Raw genomic sequence first — 18,930 nt, forward strand, 5'->3', positions numbered from 1 at the left:
CGACGTCATGCGCCTGCTTGACTACCTTATTGGGGGGCTCGCCCTCCTGGCCCTGCCTTTCCTTATGTGGTGGGGCATCTACCAATCCCCACAGAGCGCTGTAAACCTCCAAGCGCGGCTTGAGGCGCGGGCCAAGGCGGCGCTTGCCGAAGGCGGGGCCGATTGGGCCAGCGTTCGCATCGATGGCCAGCGGGCCGTCATCACCGGCGCGGCGCCTTCCCATGATGCGGTGACTGAAGCGGCGCGCTTCGTGCGGCGCAGCAGCGGGCCCGGCGGCGTGATCTTTGGCGGCGTGACCCTGGTGGAAAACCGGGCCGACGCGGCCCCGCCGGTTTCCCCCTATGTGTGGCGGGCCACCAAGACGCAGGAAGGGCGGATCGTGCTGTCCGGCCTGGTGCCCTCCAAGGCGATCCAGGCGACGCTGGTGGAGGACGCCCGCCTTGTGGGCCGCGCCGCGGTGGATAACGAGATGCAGCTGGCCGCCGGCGCGCCGGCAGGCAACTTCCAGGGGATGGCCCGGCTGGCGCTGAAACAGCTTGCGCAGATGGACCAAGGGGAGGTGACCCTCACCGATCACCGGCTGGTGCTGCGCGGCGAGGTGGCTGATCCGGCCCTTCGGGCGGAGATCGCCAGGGCGGTGTCGGGCGTGGCCGCGCCCTTCCGCGGAGAGCCGCTTCTGACCGGCGACATTCGCTGGCGCGCGCGCGTTGAGGACAATGTCCTGACGCTGTCGGGCACGATCTCCGATGAGGGCGAGCGGCGCCAATTGCTGGCGGCGGCCGAGGAGGGCTTTGCCGGCGAGATCCGTGACGAGATGACGGCTGGCGCGGGGATGCCTGAAGGCTGGCTCACCGGCGCGTTGGCCGGGTTGCCGGAATTTGCGAAGTTCCGCGCCGGTGAGATGGCGTTTGATGCGGCGGGCGGCGTGTTCATTTTCGACGGCGAGGCGCGGCCCAGCACACTCTATTACCTGAAGGACGACATGGCGCGCGTCGCAGGCCGCTGGAAGACGGCGATTGGCGCCGAAATGTCCGAAAGTGTCCAGGAAATGTCCGGAAATGTCCTGCCGATGTCTGCAGAGGACGCGGGAATGGACTGCCAGGGAGAGCTTCGCGCGGCGCTTGCCGCCGGACAGATCCGCTTCATCCATGGCGGCGCGGCCATTGCCCGCGAAAGCGGCCCGCAGCTCGACCAGGTTGCCGGGATCATCCGCCGCTGTGGCGCGTCTGAGCGGTTCGAGGTTGTCGCTGCCGGAAATGTGCAGGCGTCCGAACTGGTGGATTTCCTTGTTTCGGCAGGGGTGCCCCGCGCGCAGCTGGCTGCTATCAGCTATAGTCGCCCTGGCGGCGAGGCGGCTAATCAGGAAGCTGACGCGGACACGGCAGCGGCCCGGCCGGTAGACATCAGAGTTTTGGAACGGAGCGGAGAATGACCTGGCTTGTGGCGCATATGTGGATCGCACTGGCCGGGGCAGCGCTCGTGGCACTGCTGCTGGGCTGGTCGCTCCGCGGCATGTTGCTGACCGGGCGTCTGCGCCGGGCGGAAGTCGACCGCGATGTGACGAAAGTGGAGCTCAGCGAAGCGCGTGACGAGATCGAGCGCCTGTTTGCCGCCCAGCGCAAGCTGCTGGCGGGGCAGGGCGGGGCGCAGGCCTTCGAGGCAGCGCAGGTCTCGCCCCAGGCTGACCCGGCGCTGGAACAGCGGCTTGCCGAAACCCTCTCGGCCCTGCGCGCGGCGCGGGCTGAACTCGACGCGCTGAAGGCCGCGCCGCCCGTGCTGGCGCCGGCGCCGGAAATGGCGGCGGTGCCTGCGATTGACGGGGCCGCGATGCTGCGCACCCAGGAGCTTGAAGATCAGGTTGCCGGGCTTGAAGCAGAGCTGGCCGAAGCCCGCCGGGCGCTGACGGACGCCGAAGTGGCGCGCGCAGAGGCCGCTGCGGCAGCGGCGCCCGTGCCTGCGCCTGTTCAGGCTGAGGCGCCCCCCGCCGCCGAGGCAGACCCCAAGCTGGCCTGGAGAGTCTCGTATCTGGCGCTTCGCGTGAAGGCGCTGGAAAACGAAGTGGCTGCCCAGCCCGCCCCGGCGGCGCCCGCGCCCGAGGCGGAAGAGCCGGCCCGGGTGGCCGCAGCGATCGCCCCCGCCGAGCCGAAGGCTGATGAGGAGTCGCCCGAGGAAGAACTGGCCCGTCTGCGCTGGCGCAACCGCTATCTGGAAGGCCGGCTGGCCTATTTTGAAGGGGACCAGGAAAGCGTCGCCGATGAAATCGCTGCGCAGGACGAGGAGACCGCCAGCGAGGCGTTCGAGGTGGAGACCGACTACGAGACCGGGGAAGCGCTCGATGAGGCCGCTGAGGTTGATGAGGCCTATGACGAGCTGGAAGACATCGCCGGGGATGAAGACGGCGATGATGAAGGTTTCGAAGACGAGAACGAAGAAGAAGATGAGGGCGCGTTTGCTGCGGAAACCATCCTCGGCCGGCTTGAGGAAGAAGATGCGCTGGCCGATGCCGGAGGGGCGGCCGATGTGGTGCCCGCCCGGCCGCTGGCCCTGGAGCGGCCGGTAGAAGGCGCGCCGGACGACCTGACCCTGATCGGCGGCATCGGCCCGCGCATTCAGGAAGTGCTGAACTCGCTGGGCATCTATCATTTCGATCAGATTGCCGACTGGAGCCCGGAGAACATCGCTTGGATCGACGATTATCTGCACTTCAATGGCCGCGTGAAGCGCGAAGGCTGGGTGGAGCAGGCGGCCATTCTGGTGGGCGAGGGCGCCGAGCCCTGAGGCCGTTCACATTCAGCAGCGGTTCACGGGCAGGGGCCTAGGGATCGCAGGCTGGAATTGCAATTTACCGCCGGGGGGTTAACCTTCCCATGGCCGGTTTCAGGGAGAGAAAAATGGTCGAACGCATTGATTTTGACGGCGAGATTCTTGCTGGCGCGCCCAGGATCCGGATGTCGCGCCGCGCGATCATCACCGGCATCGCTGCCGGCACGGTGCTGCCTTTCGTGTCGAGCTGCACGACCAATCCGGAGACCGGCCGCAGCCAGTTCCTGCTAATGGGCGACGCGGAAGTGGCGAGCATGGCAACCGCCGCCTGGTCTGACATGAAAAGCCAGGTGCCGCAGACTTCCAATTCGGCCCTGCGCAACCGCGTGCTGAATGTCTGGAACCGCACCGCAAAAGGCGCCAAGCGCGATCATGAACAGTGGGATGTGGCGGTGTTCGACACCGATGATGTCAACGCGTTCGTGATGCCGGGCAACCGGGTGGGCGTCTATCGCGGGATTACCGAGCTGACGGAGAATGACGACCAGCTGTCGTCTGTGCTGGGCCATGAGGCAGGCCATGTGACGGGCCGCCATGCGGCAGAGCGGATGTCCGTGACCATGGCGGCGCAGGCCGGCATGATGGTCGGCCAGATCGCCGTGGCGTCTTCCGAGGAGCTCAGCAAGTATGGCTCGGCCATCGGCGCGCTCGGCGGGGCGGCGGTGCAGTTCGGCGTCATTCTGCCCTACAGCCGCAATCATGAGCTGGAGGCCGACCGCCTCGGCGTCGATTACATGTATAATGCGGGCTATGACGTGAAACAGTCTGTCCGCCTGTGGGAGCTGATGGATGCCCAGTCCAAGGGCCAGCGCCCGGCGGAATTCATGTCGACCCACCCGGATCCGGTCCGCCGTGCCCAGGAGCTGCGCCAGTATATCAATGCGCGCGGCTATGCGATGATGTAGGGAAGGGGGCAGCCCCTCTCTGCGAAAGGCCCGGACGCCAGGCGCTCCGGGCTTTTTCATGCCTGCAGCTTGACCGGGCAGGGGCTTTCGGCCATACGCCCCGCTTCTGCGGGAGGCTGCCAGCCGAACCGCGGAGCCTCGTATTAAACCGGGCGGATCGAAAGACCACCGCCCCTTCGCCAAAGTTGTGAGGACAAAATGGCTAAGAAACTTCTGGGGCAGATCAAGCTCCAGATCCCGGCCGGCAAGGCCAACCCGTCGCCGCCAGTGGGCCCCGCCCTCGGCCAGCGCGGTATCAACATCATGGAATTCTGCAAAGCCTTCAACGCCCGTACCCAGGGTATGGAAGAAGGCCTGCCGACCCCTGTTGTGATCCAGTATTATCAGGACAAGTCGTTCACCTTCGTCACCAAAACGCCGCCGGCAACGGTTCTGCTGAAGAAGGCCGCTGGCCTGAAACTCGGCAAGAAGCCTGCTTCTGGCGCGAAAAAGCCCGGTTACGACACCGTCGGCAAAGTGACGATGGACCAGGTCCGCGAGATCGCAAAGGTCAAGATGGAAGACCTGAACGCCAACGACCTTGACGCAGCCACCAAGATCATCGCCGGCTCTGCCCGCGCGATGGGTCTGCAGATCGTGGAGTAAGCGACATGGCGACCAAAGGTAAACGCACCCGCGCAATCGAGCAGACCGTCGACAAGACGAAAGCTTACACGATCTCCGAGGCTGTGAAGCTCGTGAAATCGAACGCCAAGGCGAAGTTCGACGAGTCGATCGAAATCGCCATCAATCTCGGCGTTGACCCCAAATATGCTGACCAGCAGGTCCGCTCTGTGGTGAACCTGCCGGCCGGCACTGGCAAGGACGTCCGCGTGGCCGTGTTCGCCAAGGACAAGAAGGCCGAGGAAGCCCTGGCGGCTGGCGCAGACATCGTCGGCGCAGAAGACCTGTTCGAAAAGGTCAATGGCGGCTTCATGGACTTTGACCGCGTGATCGCGACGCCGGACATGATGGGCCTCGTCGGCCGTCTCGGTAAGGTGCTCGGCCCCCGCGGCCTGATGCCGAACCCGAAAGTCGGCACCGTGACCCCGAACGTCACCCAGGCCGTCAAGGACGCCAAGGGCGGCGCCGTCGAGTTCAAGGTCGAGAAGGCCGGTATCGTTCATGCCGGCGTTGGCAAAGCCAGCTTCACCGACGCCGACATCGAGAAGAACGTTCAGGCGTTCATCTCCGCTGTCGTGAAAGCTCGCCCGTCGGGCGCAAAGGGCACGTTCGTGCGCAAGGTCACCCTGTCGTCCACGATGGGCGCCGGCGTCATGATCGACCTGGCCGAAGCCAAAGGCTGATCTTCGTCCCTTCGGGACTGAAATTGGGAGAAGCCCGGAGCGCCTTGCTGCTCCGGGCTTTTTTCTGCCCCTGTGAAAAAATGAGGGAAGGGGCTTGCGAACCTCTGGAAAAAGCGTTAATGCCCCCCGCTTGACGGGAGTTCTCCGATATGCATCGGCGGCCTCCCGTTTTCCTGTCCTAGACCATAGGTCATACCCTTCGGGGTTGCTAAGGGCCATCTGGCCGCCTGTGCAGACGGGGTGAGGCGTTGATACGGTTCGGAATCTTCTGGAATTTTCCAGGGGGTGCAAGCCGGGCAGGCCAATCCCTGGGCAGGCGCTGAGGCTCTTTCGGGAGTCTTGGCGATCACCAGGGCGGCCGGATGGTCCGGACGCCTCAATGGAGACCCGCAATGGATAAAGCTGGAAAAAGCGCGGCTCTTGAGAACCTCAAAGGGGTTTTCGAAGGGGCGGGCGTGGTCGTCGTGACCCACTATACCGGTCTTACCGTGGCGGAAATGACGAAGCTGCGTGGCCTGCTCCGCAAGGACGGCGCGCACTTCAAAGTGGTCAAGAACCGCCTCGCGAAAATCGCGCTGGGCGGGGCAGGTGGCGACAAGGCACAGGAGCTCTTCCAGGGCCCCGTGGCAATCGCCTACTCGCCGGATCCGGTGTCGGCTGCAAAAGCGGCCGATGAGTTCTCGAAGGAAAATTCGAAACTCGTCATCATCGGCGCCGTGATGGGTGAGCAGGTCCTCGATGCCAAAGGCGTCGAAGCCCTCGCGAAACTGCCGTCCCTCGACCAACTGCGTGGCAAGCTTATCGGCCTCATCCAGGCACCGGCAACGAAAGTTGCAGGCGTCATTCAGGCACCGGCTTCGCAACTTGCCCGCGTGGTGTCCGCGTATGCGTCGAAAGACGCCGCATAAGACACCCGTTTTCGCAACACCAAGACCTTAACAACCGAACCAAACAGGAATTGAAACCATGGCAAATCTCGAAAAGATTGTCGAAGATCTCTCGGCTCTGACCGTTCTGGAAGCCGCTGAGCTCGCAAAGATGCTCGAAGAAAAGTGGGGCGTTTCTGCTGCTGCTCCGGTGGCTGTCGCTGCTGCTGGCGGCGGCGCTGCTCCGGCTGCTGCTGTTGAAGAGAAGACCGAATTCGATGTCGTGCTGACCGACGCTGGCGCGAAGAAAATCGAAGTCATCAAACTCGTCCGCGAAGTCGTTCCGGCCCTCGGCCTGAAAGAAGCCAAAGACCTCGTCGAAGGCGCTCCGAAGACCGTCAAGGAAGGCGTTGCCAAAGCTGACGCTGAAGAGATGAAGAAGAAATTCGAAGCTGCAGGCGCAAAAGTCGAGCTGAAGTAAGCTCTGCGGTTTCGCATCCGGGCGGCGTTCGCGCGAGGCGTCACCCGTTCAAGGATCTGCGCGGCGGTCTCCATTGGGGATCGCCGCGTACTCGCGTTCTAATCACAGGCTGTCTGCGCGCGTGCGGACAAGCCGAAAGACTGGGAACCTGGGATGGCACTCTCCTTCACGGAAAAGAAACGTATCCGCAAAAACTTCGGCCGCATTCCCGAAGCCATCGAAATGCCAAACCTGATCGAGGTCCAGCGCGAGTCCTACGAAGCCTTCCTCCAGATGAACACGCCGCGCGAAAAGCGCACGGACGATGGCCTGGGCGGTGTCTTCAAATCGGTTTTCCCGATCACGGACTTCTCTGAGCGCGCGACCCTCGAATACGTCTCCTACGAGTTCGAACAGCCTAAGTTCGACGTTGAAGAGTGCGTCCAGCGCGACCTGACATTCCAGGCGCCGCTGAAGGTTCGCCTCCAGCTCGTGGTGTTCGACGTTGATGAAGACACCGGCGCCCGCTCGGTCAAGGAAGTGAAAGAGCAGGAATGCTATCTCGGCGACATCCCGCTGATGACCGAGAAGGGCACTTTCGTCGTCAACGGCACCGAGCGCGTGATCGTCTCGCAGATGCACCGTTCGCCGGGCGTATTCTTTGACCATGACAAGGGCAAGACCCACGCTTCGGGCAAGCTGCTGTTTGCCGCCCGCATCATTCCGTATCGCGGCTCCTGGCTCGATTTCGAGTTCGACGCGAAAGACATCCTGAACATCCGGATCGACCGCAAGCGCAAGCTGCCGGCGACGACGATGCTCTATGCGCTCGGCTATGACACCGAGCAGATCCTCGACCAATTCTACACCCGCTCCATCTACCGCCTCGACAAGAAGGGCTGGGTCACCAGCTTCCGCGCCGATGCCTGGAAGGGTGTGAAGCCGGAATTCGACCTGATCGACGCCAAGACCGGCAAGGTCGTGGCCGAGGCCGGCAAGAAGATCACCGCGCTCAAGGCAAAGCGTACGGCTGAAAGCGGCACAGACGAGATCCTCGTCACCTCCGAAGCCCTCGTCGGCAAGTTCCTGGCCCGCGATGTCGTCAATCTGGAAACCGGGGAAATCTTCGGGGAAGCCGGCGACGCGCTGGAAGAGGCGACCATCGCCGAAATGCGCGATTACGGCATCGACCTGATCGAAGTGCTGGACATCGACGCTGGTGGCCGTGGCCCCTGGCTGCGCAACACGCTGAAAGCCGACAAGAACGAGACCCGCTTCGAGGCGCTCTCGGATATCTACCGCGTCATGCGCCCCGGCGAGCCGCCGACGCAGGAAGCGGCAGAAGCCCTCTTCGGCCAGCTGTTCTTCGATGCCGAACGCTATGACCTCTCGGCCGTTGGCCGCGTGAAGATGAACATGCGTCTCTCGGTGGCCGTGCGCGAGTACGAGTCGGCTGAAGACAACATGCGCACCCTGCGCAACGAAGACATCATCGGCGTCATGAAGGTCATCCTCGACCTGAAGGACGGCAAGGGCGAAGTCGACGACATCGACAACCTCGGCAACCGGCGTGTCCGCTCGGTCGGCGAGCTGATGGAAAACAACTACCGCATCGGTCTCGTGCGCATGGAGCGCGCGATCAAGGAACGTATGGGCGCGGTCGATATCGACACCGTGATGCCGCACGACCTGATCAATGCCAAACCGGTTGTGGCCGCTGTCCGCGAATTCTTCGGCTCCTCGCAGCTGTCGCAGTTCATGGACCAGACCAACCCGCTCTCCGAGATCACCCACAAGCGCCGTCTTTCGGCCCTTGGCCCGGGCGGTTTGACGCGCGAGCGTGCTGGCTTCGAGGTCCGCGACGTTCACCCGACCCATTATGGCCGTATCTGCCCGATCGAGACGCCGGAAGGCCCGAACATCGGTCTGATCAACAGCCTCGCGACCCATGCGCGCGTCAACAAGTACGGCTTCATCGAGAGCCCGTACCGCCGCGTGCTGAACGGCAAGCTGACTGAAGAGGTCGTGTACCTCTCCGCGATGGAAGAGAGCATCTATTCGATTGCTCAGGCGAACGCGACGGTCAACGAGAAGGGCGAACTCGTGAACGAGTTCGTCAACGCCCGTGTGGCTGGCGAAGCGACCATGGTTGCCCGCGAAGAAGTTCAGTACATGGACGTTTCGCCCAAGCAGGTCGTCTCGGTGGCTGCCTCGCTCATTCCGTTCCTCGAGAATGACGACGCCAACCGCGCGCTGATGGGCTCGAACATGCAGCGCCAGGCGGTGCCGCTTGTGAAGTCCGAAGCGCCCTTCGTCGGCACCGGTATGGAAGCGGTCGTTGCCCGCGACAGCCGCGCCGCCATCGTTGCCCGCCGGGCAGGGGTGGTCGAGCAGGTCGATGCGATGCGTATCGTTGTGCGCGCCACCGACGAGCTGGAAGGCTCCAAGTCGGGCGTGGACATCTACCGTCTCGCCAAGTTCCGCCGCTCGAACCAGAACTCGTGCATCAACCAGCGCCCGATCGTGAAGGTCGGCGACGTTGTGTCGAAGAACGACATCATCGCCGACGGTCCGTCCACGGATCTTGGTGAGCTGGCGCTCGGCCGGAACGTGCTCGTCGCGTTCATGCCCTGGAACGGCTACAACTTCGAAGACTCCATCCTGATCTCCGAGCGCATCGTGCGCGACGACGTGTTCACCTCGATCCACATCGAGGAATTCGAAGTTGCCGCCCGCGATACCAAGCTCGGCCCGGAAGAGATCACCCGCGACATTCCCAACGTCGGTGAGGAAGCGCTCCGCAACCTCGACGAAGCCGGGATCGTGGCGGTTGGCGCCGAAGTGAAGGCTGGCGACATCCTCGTCGGCAAGGTCACGCCGAAGGGCGAAAGCCCGATGACGCCGGAGGAGAAACTCCTGCGCGCCATCTTCGGCGAAAAAGCCTCTGACGTGCGCGACACGTCGCTGCGCGTGCCGCCGGGCGACGCCGGTACGGTTGTGGATGTCCGCATCTTCAACCGCCACGGCATCGACAAGGACCAGCGCGCCCTGCAGATCGAGCGTGAGCAGATCGAGAAGCTGCAGGAAGACAAGGAAGACGAACAGTCGATCCTTGAGCGGAACACCTATTCGCGCCTGCACGACATTCTCGTTGGCAAGGAAGCGGCTGCGGGTCCGAAAGGCTTCAAGGCCGGCAAGATCGCCGAAGCGGCTCTCGAAGAGCTGAACCAGCGTCAGTGGTGGGATATCGAGCTGAAGTCTGAAAAGGCTCAGGCCGAACTCCAGGCTCTGCGCGAACAGTTCGACGCGTCGATCCGCGAGCTTGATGCCCGCTTCAACGACAAGGTCGAGAAGGTCCAGCGCGGCGATGATCTGCCTCCGGGCGTGATGAAGGTCGTGAAGGTCTTCCTGGCTGTGAAGCGCAAGCTGCAACCGGGCGACAAGATGGCCGGCCGTCACGGCAACAAGGGGGTTATCTCCAAGATCAACCCGCTCGAAGACATGCCCTTCCTGGAAGACGGCACGCCGGTCGACATCGTTCTCAACCCGCTGGGCGTGCCTTCGCGGATGAACGTTGGTCAGATCCTCGAGACCCACTCTGGCTGGGCCTGCCGCGGCCTTGGCCACATCATCGACAAGGCACTGGAAGAGTACCACCAGAAGCATGACATCAAGGCGCTGAAAGCCTCGCTGACCCATGCGTATGGCGAAAGCCAGGATCTGCCGGAGGGCGATGAGGAGATCATCGAGCTGGCCGGCAACCTCCGGAACGGCGTTCCGATTGCCACCCCGGTCTTCGATGGCGCCCGCGAGGACGACATCAACGACCTGCTGGTTCGCGCCGGTCTCGACTCGTCGGGTCAGGTCCGCCTGTTCGACGGCCGCACCGGTGTGGCGTTCACGCGCCCGGTCACGGTTGGCTACAAGTACCTTCTGAAGCTGCACCACCTGGTCGACGAGAAGATCCACGCCCGTTCCACCGGTCCGTACTCGCTCGTCACGCAGCAGCCGCTGGGCGGCAAGGCTCAGTTCGGCGGTCAGCGCTTCGGCGAGATGGAGGTCTGGGCTCTGGAAGCCTATGGCGCTGCCTACACGCTGCAGGAAATGCTGACGGTGAAGTCGGACGATACGGCCGGCCGCGCCAAGGTCTACGAAGCGATCGTCCGCGGGGACGACACCTTCGAGGCCGGCATTCCGGAGAGCTTCAACGTGCTTATCAAGGAGATGCGTTCGCTCGGTCTCAACGTCGAGCTGCTCGAGGAAAATGGCCTGGAGCGCGATGCAACGGATGAGGCCCCGGTGGCCGCCGAGTAGACTTCTGCAAAATAGGGCCCCGCTTACCGGCGGGGCCTCGCCGACCCGGATTTATTCAGGGCAGGGGAGAGAGACCTCCTCATAAACGCCCGCCCCAAGGAGCAGACACCCTATGCGCCAGGACGTCGCCAATATGTTCAACACCAATACGCCCGCCCCGAGCTTCGAGGCGATCCGTATTTCGATTGCGAGCCCGGAGAAGATCCGCTCGTGGTCGTCTGGTGAAATCAAGAAGCCCGAAACCATCAACTACCGCACGTTCAAGCCGGAGCGCGACGGCCTGTTCTGTGCGCGGATCTTCGGCCCGACGAAGGACTATGAGTGCCTTTGCGGCAAGTATAAGCGTATCAAGTATCGCGGCATCGTCTGCGAGAAGTGCGGCGTGGAAGTGACCCTGGCGCGCGTCCGGCGCGAGCGCATGGGCCATATCGATCTGGCCGCTCCGGTGGCCCACATCTGGTTCCTGAAGTCGCTGCCGTCCCGCATCGCGACGCTGGTGGACATGCCGCTGAAAGACGTGGAGCGTGTGCTCTACTTCGAAAGCTATGTGGTGATCGAGCCCGGCCTGACCGAGCTTGAGCCGCTGCAGCTGCTCACCGAAGAAGAATACATGGACGCGCAGGACCGCCTGGGCGAAGATGCATTCACCGCGATGATCGGCGCCGAAGCGATCCGCGAGATCCTCAAGAGCCTCGACCTGCCGACGCTGGCCGAGACGCTGCGCGAGGAGCTGCGCGAGTCCAGTTCGGAACTGAAGACGAAGAAGTATTCCAAGCGCCTGAAGGTGGTGGATTCCTTCATCCAGTCGAAAGCGAAACCGGAATGGATGATCCTGACGGTCATCCCGGTTATCCCGCCGGACCTGCGCCCGCTGGTTCCGCTGGATGGCGGCCGTTTCGCTACCTCCGATCTCAACGATCTCTATCGCCGTGTGATCAACCGGAACAACCGCCTGAAGCGCCTGATGGAGCTTCGTGCGCCGGACATCATCATCCGTAACGAAAAGCGGATGCTGCAGGAGTCGGTGGACGCCCTGTTCGACAACGGCCGCCGCGGCCGCACGATCACGGGCACCAACAAGCGCCCGCTGAAGTCGATCTCCGACATGCTGAAAGGCAAGCAGGGCCGCTTCCGCCAGAACCTGCTCGGCAAGCGCGTCGACTATTCTGGCCGTTCGGTCATCGTGGTCGGCCCGAACCTCAAGCTGCATGAGTGCGGCCTGCCGAAAAAGATGGCGCTGGAGCTGTTCAAGCCGTTCATCTATGCGCGCCTCGACGCCAAGGGTCTCGCCGGCACGGTGAAGGCTGCGAAGAAGCTCGTGGAGAAAGAGAAGCCGGAAGTGTGGGATATCCTCGACGAGGTTATCCGTGAGCACCCGGTTCTCCTGAACCGCGCGCCGACGCTTCACCGCCTTGGCATCCAGGCGTTCGAGCCGAAACTGATCGAAGGCAAGGCCATCCAGCTGCACCCGCTCGTCTGCGCTGCGTTCAACGCAGACTTCGACGGCGACCAGATGGCAGTCCACGTTCCGCTGAGCCTTGAGGCCCAGCTGGAATGCCGCGTGCTGATGATGTCGACCAACAACATCCTCTCGCCCGCTAACGGCAAACCGATCATCGTTCCGTCTCAGGACATCATCCTCGGCCTCTACTACCTCTCGCTCGACCGTAAGGGCGAGCCGGGGGAGGGCATGGTCTTCGCAGACCTCGCCGAGATCGAACACGCCCTCGACGCCGGCCTGATTACCGTGCATTCGAAGATCAAGGCGCTGTATGATGGCGTCAATTCGGAAGGCAAACCGGAGCGCCGCATCATCGACACGACGCCGGGCCGCTACATGGTGGCGAACATCCTGCCGCGTTCGAAAGCGATCGGTCCGGAACTCGTCAACACCGTGCTTTCCAAGAAAGCCATCGGCAAGATCATTGACGAAGTCTACCGCCTCTGCGGTCAGAAGGCGACGGTGATCTTCTGTGACAAGATGATGGAGCTCGGCTTCCGTGAAGCCTGCAAGGCCGGCATCTCCTTCGGCAAGGATGACATGGTCATTCCGGAAGCGAAGAAGAAACTGGTCGACGCGACCAAGGATCTCGTGTCCGACTATGAGCGTCAGTATGCTGACGGTCTCATCACGCGCGGCGAGAAATACAACAAGGTCGTTGATGCCTGGTCGAGCTGCACCGACAAGGTGGCTGACGCCATGATGGAGTCTGCCTCCAAGGTCCAGATCAAGAAGGGCAAGGAACAGATCAACTCGATCTTCATGATGGCCGACTCGGGCGCACGTGGTTCGAAGAACCAGATGAAGCAGCTCGCCGGTATGCGCGGCCTGATGGCCAAGCCCTCGGGCGAGATCATCGAGACGCCGATCATCTCGAACTTCAAGGAAGGTCTCACCGTTCTCGAGTACTTCAACTCGACCCACGGTGCCCGTAAGGGTCTGGCCGATACCGCTCTGAAGACAGCAAACTCCGGTTACCTGACGCGCCGTCTCGTCGACGTGGCCCAGGACTGCATCATCAATGAAGATGATTGCGGCACCGAGAAGGGCATCGACATCACGGCCGTGATGGAAGGCGCTGACGTTGTGGTCTCGCTGAACGAGCGTATCCTCGGCCGCGTGATTGCCGAAGACATAAAGGGCGCCGACGGCAAGCTTGTTGTTCCGGCCAACACCTATGTGGACGAGGACGTGGCCGCCCAGATCGACGCTGCCTCTGTCGACCGCGTGAAAGTGCGTTCGCCGCTGACCTGCGAAACCAAGAACGGCATCTGTGCCCAGTGCTATGGCCGCGACCTCGCGCGCGGTACGCTGGTCAACCGGGGTGAGGCTGTCGGCGTGATCGCTGCCCAGTCCATCGGCGAGCCGGGTACCCAGCTGACGATGCGTACCTTCCACATCGGCGGCGCGGCCCAGGTGGCCGACCAGTCGTCGCTGGAAGCCAGCTTCGAAGGCACCGTGCGCTTTACCGATGCCGAGATCGTTACCCGCAAGGACAAGACGATCGTGGTTGTCGGCCGCCGTATGCAGGTCGAGATCGTGGACGCCGACGGCCGCACGCGCCAGTCGTTCCGCCCGGCCTATGGTACGCGCCTGATGATCAAGGATGGCGACAAGGTTGCCCCCGGCAAGCTGCTTGCCGATTGGGACCCCTTCGCCCAACCGATCGTGTCCGAAGTTGGCGGTGAAGCTCGTTTCATCGACCTGGTGGATGGCCAGACGGTTCGTGAAGAGACTGACGAAGCGACCGGTATTTCGGCGCGCGTGGTCGTTGACCCGCGGACGAGTTCCAAGTCTGCTGACCTCAAGCCGACGATCCAGATCGTGGACGCCAATGGCAAACCGGTGAAACTGCCCAACGGTTCGCCGGCAAGCTATGTCCTCTCCGTGGGCGCGATCCTCTCGGTCTCCGATGGTGACCGGATCGAGCCGGGTGACACGCTTTCCCGCGTCGCAACGGGCGGTGCCAAGACGAAGGACATCACGGGCGGTCTGCCGCGCGTGGCCGAACTCTTCGAAGCCCGCCGTCCCAAGGACCATGCGATCATCGCGGAAGTCGATGGCCGCGTCGAATACGGCCGCGACTACAAGAACAAGCGCAAGGTCACGATCGTACCGACCGAGGAAGGGCGCGAGCCGATCGACTATCTGGTGCCGAAGGGCAAGCACCTTGCGGTGCAGGATGGCGACTTCATCAAGCGCGGCGAGTATCTGATGGACGGTAACCCCGCGCCTCAGGACATTCTCTCGACGCTGGGCGTGGAAGCGCTCGCCAACTACCTCACCGAGGAAGTGCAGAAGGTTTACCGTCTGCAGGGCGTGCCGATCAACGACAAGCACATCGAGGTGATCGTTCGCCAGATGCTGCAGAAGGTCGAGATCACCGAGGGCGGCGATACGCCGTTCATCACCGGCGAGCACATCGATGCGATCGAGTTCGAGGAGGCCAATGAGGCCATCCGCCGCTCGCGCAAGAAAGACCTGCGCGAAGCCACGGCGACTCCGCTGCTGCTGGGCATCACCAAAGCCTCGCTGCAGACCAAGAGCTTCATCTCGGCCGCCTCCTTCCAGGAGACGACCCGCGTGCTCACCGAGGCAGCGATCCAGGGCAAGGTCGACACGCTCGACGGCCTCAAGGAGAACGTCATCGTGGGCCGCCTGATCCCGGCCGGTACGGGTGGTGGTATCCGCCAGTATCGCCGTGTGGCTGCCGAACGCGACCAGAAGCTGAAGGCAAAGCGCGCCGCCGCTATGGCCAAGGCGGAGGAGGGGATCACCCTCGTCAGCCTGCCGGCCCCCGAGAAGGACACGGCCGGCGAATAACCCAGGCTGACTTGAACCAAACGGAAAAGCCTGCCAGCAATGGCAGGCTTTTTCACTTTCGGGCATGGATCATGAGGGCAGGGCGGACTGAGATTGCGGGCATACTCTGCGCGATTGCCGCAGTCGGGCTGATTGCCTGGATGTGCTTTGAAAGCTGGGGCGGCCTGTCTCCGTTCTGATTCGATACAAGAACGACATGCCGCCATGCGGAAAGCCGCGCCAGCGCCCTTGACGCGCCGCGCGCGCGAGTCTACACGCCCCGGATCGTCAGAGAGGCAAATGGGCTTTTCGTCCAGTGCCGCACCGAAACAGCAATGTTCCGGCGAAGCTGACCCCCAATTTCCGCTCGTCCCGGAAGCCCGATTGAGGGCCTTCGGGGCACACGTCATTATAGGCCCCCGGGCCGCAACGTACGAAGAGACAGTAGGCCCGAATGCCCACGATTCAGCAGCTGATCCGCAATCCGCGCGAGCCAAAGCGCACCCGTACCAAGACCCCCGCCCTGAAGGCTTGCCCTCAGCGCCGCGGTGTCTGCACCCGTGTTTACACCACGACCCCGAAGAAGCCGAACTCGGCACTCCGGAAAGTGGCCAAGGTGCGCATGACCTCCGGATTTGAATCGCTGTGCTACATCCCCGGTGAAGGCCACAACCTTCAGGAGCACTCCGTTGTGCTCATCCGCGGCGGCCGCGTGAAAGACCTTCCGGGTGTGCGCTACCACATCGTGCGCGGCGCGCTCGACACCCAGCCCGTCAAGAACCGTAAACAGCGCCGTTCGCATTACGGCGCGAAGAAACCGAAGTAAGAGGCTAGAGGCTCATGTCCCGTCGTCACAGTGCCGAGAAGCGCCAGGTCCTGCCGGATCCGAAGTTCAAGGACATCGTCGTTACCAAATTCATGAACCAGATCATGCGCGACGGCAAAAAGTCCGTCGCCGAGCGCATCGTGTACGGTGCCTTCGATCTGGTCGAAACCCGTTCGAAAAAGAACCCGGTCGAAGTCTTCCACAATGCGCTCGAAGCTGTCGCTCCGGCCGTTGAAGTGCGCTCGCGCCGCGTCGGTGGTGCCACCTACCAGGTTCCGGTTGAAGTCCGCACCGAGCGCCGTCAGGCGCTGGCGATCCGCTGGCTGGCATCTGCCGCTGCCGGCCGCAACGAGAACACGATGCGTGAGCGTCTTGCCGGCGAGCTGATGGATGCAAGCCAAGGCCGCGGCAACGCGGTCAAGAAGCGCGAAGACACCCACCGCATGGCGGATGCGAACAAGGCGTTCGCCCACTACCGCTGGTAACAAGTACAATCGCCGGGCGGCAGGGTTACCTCGCCCGGCGAGTGACCCACCCTTCCTTCCGGGAAGCAGAAACGAAGGTTTGATCTCATGGCCCGCGAATATCCGCTGGAGCGATACCGCAACTTCGGCATCATGGCCCACATTGATGCCGGCAAAACCACGACCACAGAGCGTATCCTCTACTACACCGGCAAGTCGCACAAGATCGGTGAAGTGCATGACGGCGCGGCCACCATGGACTGGATGGTCCAGGAGCAGGAGCGCGGCATCACCATCACGTCGGCTGCCACGACCACCTTCTGGGAACGCACCGAAGACGGCTCCACGGCGCTGTCGCCGAAATACCGTTTCAACATCATCGACACCCCCGGGCACGTTGACTTCACCATTGAAGTCGAGCGCTCGCTGGCCGTTCTCGATGGCGCAGTCTGCGTGCTGGACGCCAACGCCGGTGTTGAGCCGCAAACCGAAACTGTCTGGCGCCAGGCTGACCGTTACAAGGTTCCGCGCATCGTTTTCGTCAACAAGATGGACAAGATCGGCGCTGACTTCTTCAACTGCGTTCGCATGATCAAGGATCGCACCGGCGCAACGCCGGCGCCGATCCAGCTGCCGATCGGTTCGGAAAACCAGCTCGAAGGCCATATCGACCTCATCACCATGAAAGAATGGGTGTGGGCCGGTGAAGACCTCGGCGCGACTTGGGAAGTGCGCGAAATCCGCGACAGCCTGCGGCCTCTGGCCGAAGAATGGCGCGGCAAGCTCATCGAGATCGCTGTCGAAATGGACGACGCGGCTATGGAAGGCTACCTCGAAGGTAAAGAGCCGGACATGGATACGCTGCGCAAGCTGATCCGGAAGGGCGTGCTGACGCTGTCCTTCATGCCGGTCCTGTGCGGCTCTGCGTTCAAGAACAAGGGCGTCCAGCCGATGCTGAACGCTGTGGTCGACTTCCTGCCGAGCCCGCTCGATGTGCCGCCCTACATGGGCTTTGCCCCGGGCGACGAGACCGAGACGCGGAATATCGAGCGGTCTGCCGATGATGCGCAGCCTTTCTCGGGCCTGGCGTTCAAAATCATGAACGACCCCTATATGGGCACGCTGACCTTCACCCGGATCTATTCGGGTACGCTGTCGAAGGGTGACTCCTTCCTCAACTCGACCAAAGGCAAGCGCGAGCGCGTGGGCCGGATGGTCATGATGCACGCCAACAAGCAGGACGAGATCACGGAAGCCTTCGCTGGCGATATCGTGGCGCTCGCCGGTCTCAAGGAAACCACGACCGGCGATACGGTCTGCGATCCCAACAAGCCGGTCGTCCTCGAAACCATGACCTTCCCCGATCCGGTTATCGAGATCGCGGTTGAGCCGAAATCGAAGGCTGACCAGGAAAAGATGTCGGTTGGTCTGCAGCGTCTGGCTGCCGAAGACCCGTCCTTCCGCGTCGAAACCAATTTCGAGTCCGGTCAGACGATCATGAAAGGCATGGGCGAGCTTCACCTCGACATCCTGATCGACCGTCTCCGCCGCGAGTTCAAGGTTGAGGCCAATATCGGCCAGCCGCAGGTGGCTTATCGTGAGAAGATCGGCCGTTCGGCAGAGATCGACTACACGCACAAGAAACAGTCCGGCGGTACCGGCCAGTTCGCCCGCATCAAGCTGACCTTCGAGCCGCTTGAAGCTGGTTCGGGCTTCCAGTTCGTCAGCGCGATCGTTGGCGGCGCGGTTCCGAAGGAATACATCCCCGGCGTCCAGAAAGGCCTGGAAATGGCCAAGGAGAACGGTCTCCTGGCTGGCTATCCAGTTACCGACTTCAAGGCCACGCTGACAGACGGCGCGTTCCACGATGTCGACTCCAGCGTTCTCGCCTTCGAGATTGCGGCCCGCGGCGCGTTCCGCGAGCTGAAAGGGAAGGGTGATCCGCGCCTGATGGAGCCGATCATGAAAGTGGAAGTCGTCACGCCGGAAGACTATATGGGCGACGTGATTGGCGACCTGAACTCCCGCCGTGGCCAGATCCAGGGCTCTGAAGCCCGCGGTAACGCCACTGCGATCACGGCGATGGTGCCGCTGGTGAACATGTTCGGTTATGTGTCCACGCTGCGTGGCATGTCTCAGGGCCGCGCTCAGTTCACCATGCTCTTCGATCACTATGACGAAGTTCCGCGCGCTGAAGCACAGAAGATCATTCAGGAAGTCTCGGGCTCCTAATCGAGCCCCTTGTACTAGAACTAGAGGAGAGGCCCGATGGGCAAGGCAAAGTTTGAGCGTACGAAGCCGCACGTGAACATTGGCACGATTGGCCACGTTGACCACGGCAAGACGACGCTGACGGCAGCGATCACGATCACGCTGGCGAAGTCTGGCGGTGCGACGGCGAAGGCATATGCCGACATCGACGCGGCGCCGGAAGAGAAGGCACGCGGCATCACGATCAACACCGCGCACGTGGAATATGAGACGGCCAACCGTCACTATGCGCACGTCGACTGCCCCGGCCACGCTGACTATGTGAAGAACATGATCACCGGCGCGGCCCAGATGGACGGCGCGATCCTGGTGTGCTCGGCTGCTGACGGCCCGATGCCGCAGACCCGCGAGC

The 18,930-nt window shown here is 62.7% G+C and carries 13 protein-coding genes; all 13 read left to right on the plus strand.

Translation table 11 applies throughout. The annotated features are described in order from the left end of the window. The first annotated feature begins 7 nt into the window (after nucleotides 1-7). Nucleotides 8-1,432: a hypothetical protein gene (locus BBF93_RS02155; protein WP_114104831.1), complete on the plus strand. Its 1,425-nt coding sequence runs from the start codon at nucleotides 8-10 to the stop codon at nucleotides 1,430-1,432. Next, nucleotides 1,429-2,778, plus strand: a complete 1,350-nt coding sequence (locus BBF93_RS02160) for a hypothetical protein (protein ID WP_114104832.1) — start codon at nucleotides 1,429-1,431, stop codon at nucleotides 2,776-2,778. The genes BBF93_RS02155 and BBF93_RS02160 overlap by 4 nt, the downstream gene beginning before the upstream one ends. 113 nt (nucleotides 2,779-2,891) lie before the next feature. After that, nucleotides 2,892-3,728 (plus strand): M48 family metallopeptidase, encoded by an 837-nt coding sequence (locus tag BBF93_RS02165; protein WP_051612204.1) that lies wholly within the window; start codon nucleotides 2,892-2,894, stop codon nucleotides 3,726-3,728. 198 nt (nucleotides 3,729-3,926) lie between these two features. Then, nucleotides 3,927-4,373 (plus strand): 50S ribosomal protein L11, encoded by a 447-nt coding sequence (gene rplK / locus BBF93_RS02170; protein WP_035594161.1) that lies wholly within the window; start codon nucleotides 3,927-3,929, stop codon nucleotides 4,371-4,373. A gap of 5 nt (nucleotides 4,374-4,378) precedes the next feature. Then, nucleotides 4,379-5,074, plus strand: coding sequence for a 50S ribosomal protein L1 (gene rplA / locus BBF93_RS02175; RefSeq protein WP_035594162.1), 696 nt, complete (start codon nucleotides 4,379-4,381; stop codon nucleotides 5,072-5,074). Between the two features lie 392 nt (nucleotides 5,075-5,466). Continuing rightward, on the plus strand, nucleotides 5,467-5,982 hold the full coding sequence (gene rplJ, locus BBF93_RS02180) for a 50S ribosomal protein L10 (RefSeq protein WP_035594165.1): 516 nt from the start codon (nucleotides 5,467-5,469) through the stop codon (nucleotides 5,980-5,982). Nucleotides 5,983-6,040: 58 nt separating this feature from the next. After that, the gene (rplL, locus tag BBF93_RS02185; RefSeq protein ID WP_035594168.1) at nucleotides 6,041-6,421 is read left to right on the plus strand and encodes a 50S ribosomal protein L7/L12; all 381 of its coding nucleotides are present in this window, start codon (nucleotides 6,041-6,043) and stop codon (nucleotides 6,419-6,421) included. 153 nt (nucleotides 6,422-6,574) lie between these two features. Then, a complete protein-coding gene (gene rpoB, locus BBF93_RS02190) occupies nucleotides 6,575-10,714 on the plus strand; it encodes a DNA-directed RNA polymerase subunit beta (protein WP_114104833.1) in 4,140 nt (1,379 codons plus the stop codon). A gap of 112 nt (nucleotides 10,715-10,826) precedes the next feature. After that, nucleotides 10,827-15,038 carry a DNA-directed RNA polymerase subunit beta' gene (rpoC, locus tag BBF93_RS02195; protein WP_035594171.1) on the plus strand — a complete coding sequence of 1,404 codons (4,212 nt, stop codon included), beginning with the start codon at nucleotides 10,827-10,829 and terminating at the stop codon, nucleotides 15,036-15,038. A gap of 433 nt (nucleotides 15,039-15,471) precedes the next feature. Continuing rightward, nucleotides 15,472-15,843, plus strand: a complete 372-nt coding sequence (gene rpsL / locus BBF93_RS02200) for a 30S ribosomal protein S12 (protein ID WP_011647831.1) — start codon at nucleotides 15,472-15,474, stop codon at nucleotides 15,841-15,843. A 14-nt stretch (nucleotides 15,844-15,857) separates the two neighbouring features. Then, nucleotides 15,858-16,328: a 30S ribosomal protein S7 gene (rpsG, locus tag BBF93_RS02205; protein ID WP_035594174.1), complete on the plus strand. Its 471-nt coding sequence runs from the start codon at nucleotides 15,858-15,860 to the stop codon at nucleotides 16,326-16,328. 87 nt (nucleotides 16,329-16,415) lie between these two features. Beyond that, entirely contained in the window at nucleotides 16,416-18,539 is a 2,124-nt protein-coding gene (gene fusA, locus BBF93_RS02210; RefSeq protein ID WP_114104834.1) for an elongation factor G, read from the plus strand. A 36-nt stretch (nucleotides 18,540-18,575) separates the two neighbouring features. After that, nucleotides 18,576-18,930 (plus strand): GTP-binding protein (locus BBF93_RS02215; RefSeq protein ID WP_199288431.1); only part of this gene is annotated, 355 nt, incomplete at its 3' end.

The organism is Hyphomonas sp. CACIAM 19H1, from assembly GCF_003325995.1.
Taxonomy (GTDB): Bacteria; Pseudomonadota; Alphaproteobacteria; order Caulobacterales; family Hyphomonadaceae; genus Hyphomonas; species Hyphomonas polymorpha.

Bases quoted from the DNA above. Each gene is read 5' to 3' on its own strand.
- rpoB (WP_114104833.1), top strand. From the start codon at position 6,575: ATGGCACTCTCCTTCACGGAAAAGAAACGTATCCGCAAAAACTTCGGC.
- rplL (WP_035594168.1), top strand. From the start codon at position 6,041: ATGGCAAATCTCGAAAAGATTGTCGAAGATCTCTCGGCTCTGACCGTT.
- BBF93_RS02155 (WP_114104831.1), top strand. From the start codon at position 8: ATGCGCCTGCTTGACTACCTTATTGGGGGGCTCGCCCTCCTGGCCCTG.
- rpsG (WP_035594174.1), top strand. From the start codon at position 15,858: ATGTCCCGTCGTCACAGTGCCGAGAAGCGCCAGGTCCTGCCGGATCCG.
- rplJ (WP_035594165.1), top strand. From the start codon at position 5,467: ATGGATAAAGCTGGAAAAAGCGCGGCTCTTGAGAACCTCAAAGGGGTT.
- rplK (WP_035594161.1), top strand. From the start codon at position 3,927: ATGGCTAAGAAACTTCTGGGGCAGATCAAGCTCCAGATCCCGGCCGGC.
- BBF93_RS02165 (WP_051612204.1), top strand. From the start codon at position 2,892: ATGGTCGAACGCATTGATTTTGACGGCGAGATTCTTGCTGGCGCGCCC.
- rpsL (WP_011647831.1), top strand. From the start codon at position 15,472: ATGCCCACGATTCAGCAGCTGATCCGCAATCCGCGCGAGCCAAAGCGC.
- rplA (WP_035594162.1), top strand. From the start codon at position 4,379: ATGGCGACCAAAGGTAAACGCACCCGCGCAATCGAGCAGACCGTCGAC.
- fusA (WP_114104834.1), top strand. From the start codon at position 16,416: ATGGCCCGCGAATATCCGCTGGAGCGATACCGCAACTTCGGCATCATG.
- BBF93_RS02160 (WP_114104832.1), top strand. From the start codon at position 1,429: ATGACCTGGCTTGTGGCGCATATGTGGATCGCACTGGCCGGGGCAGCG.
- rpoC (WP_035594171.1), top strand. From the start codon at position 10,827: ATGCGCCAGGACGTCGCCAATATGTTCAACACCAATACGCCCGCCCCG.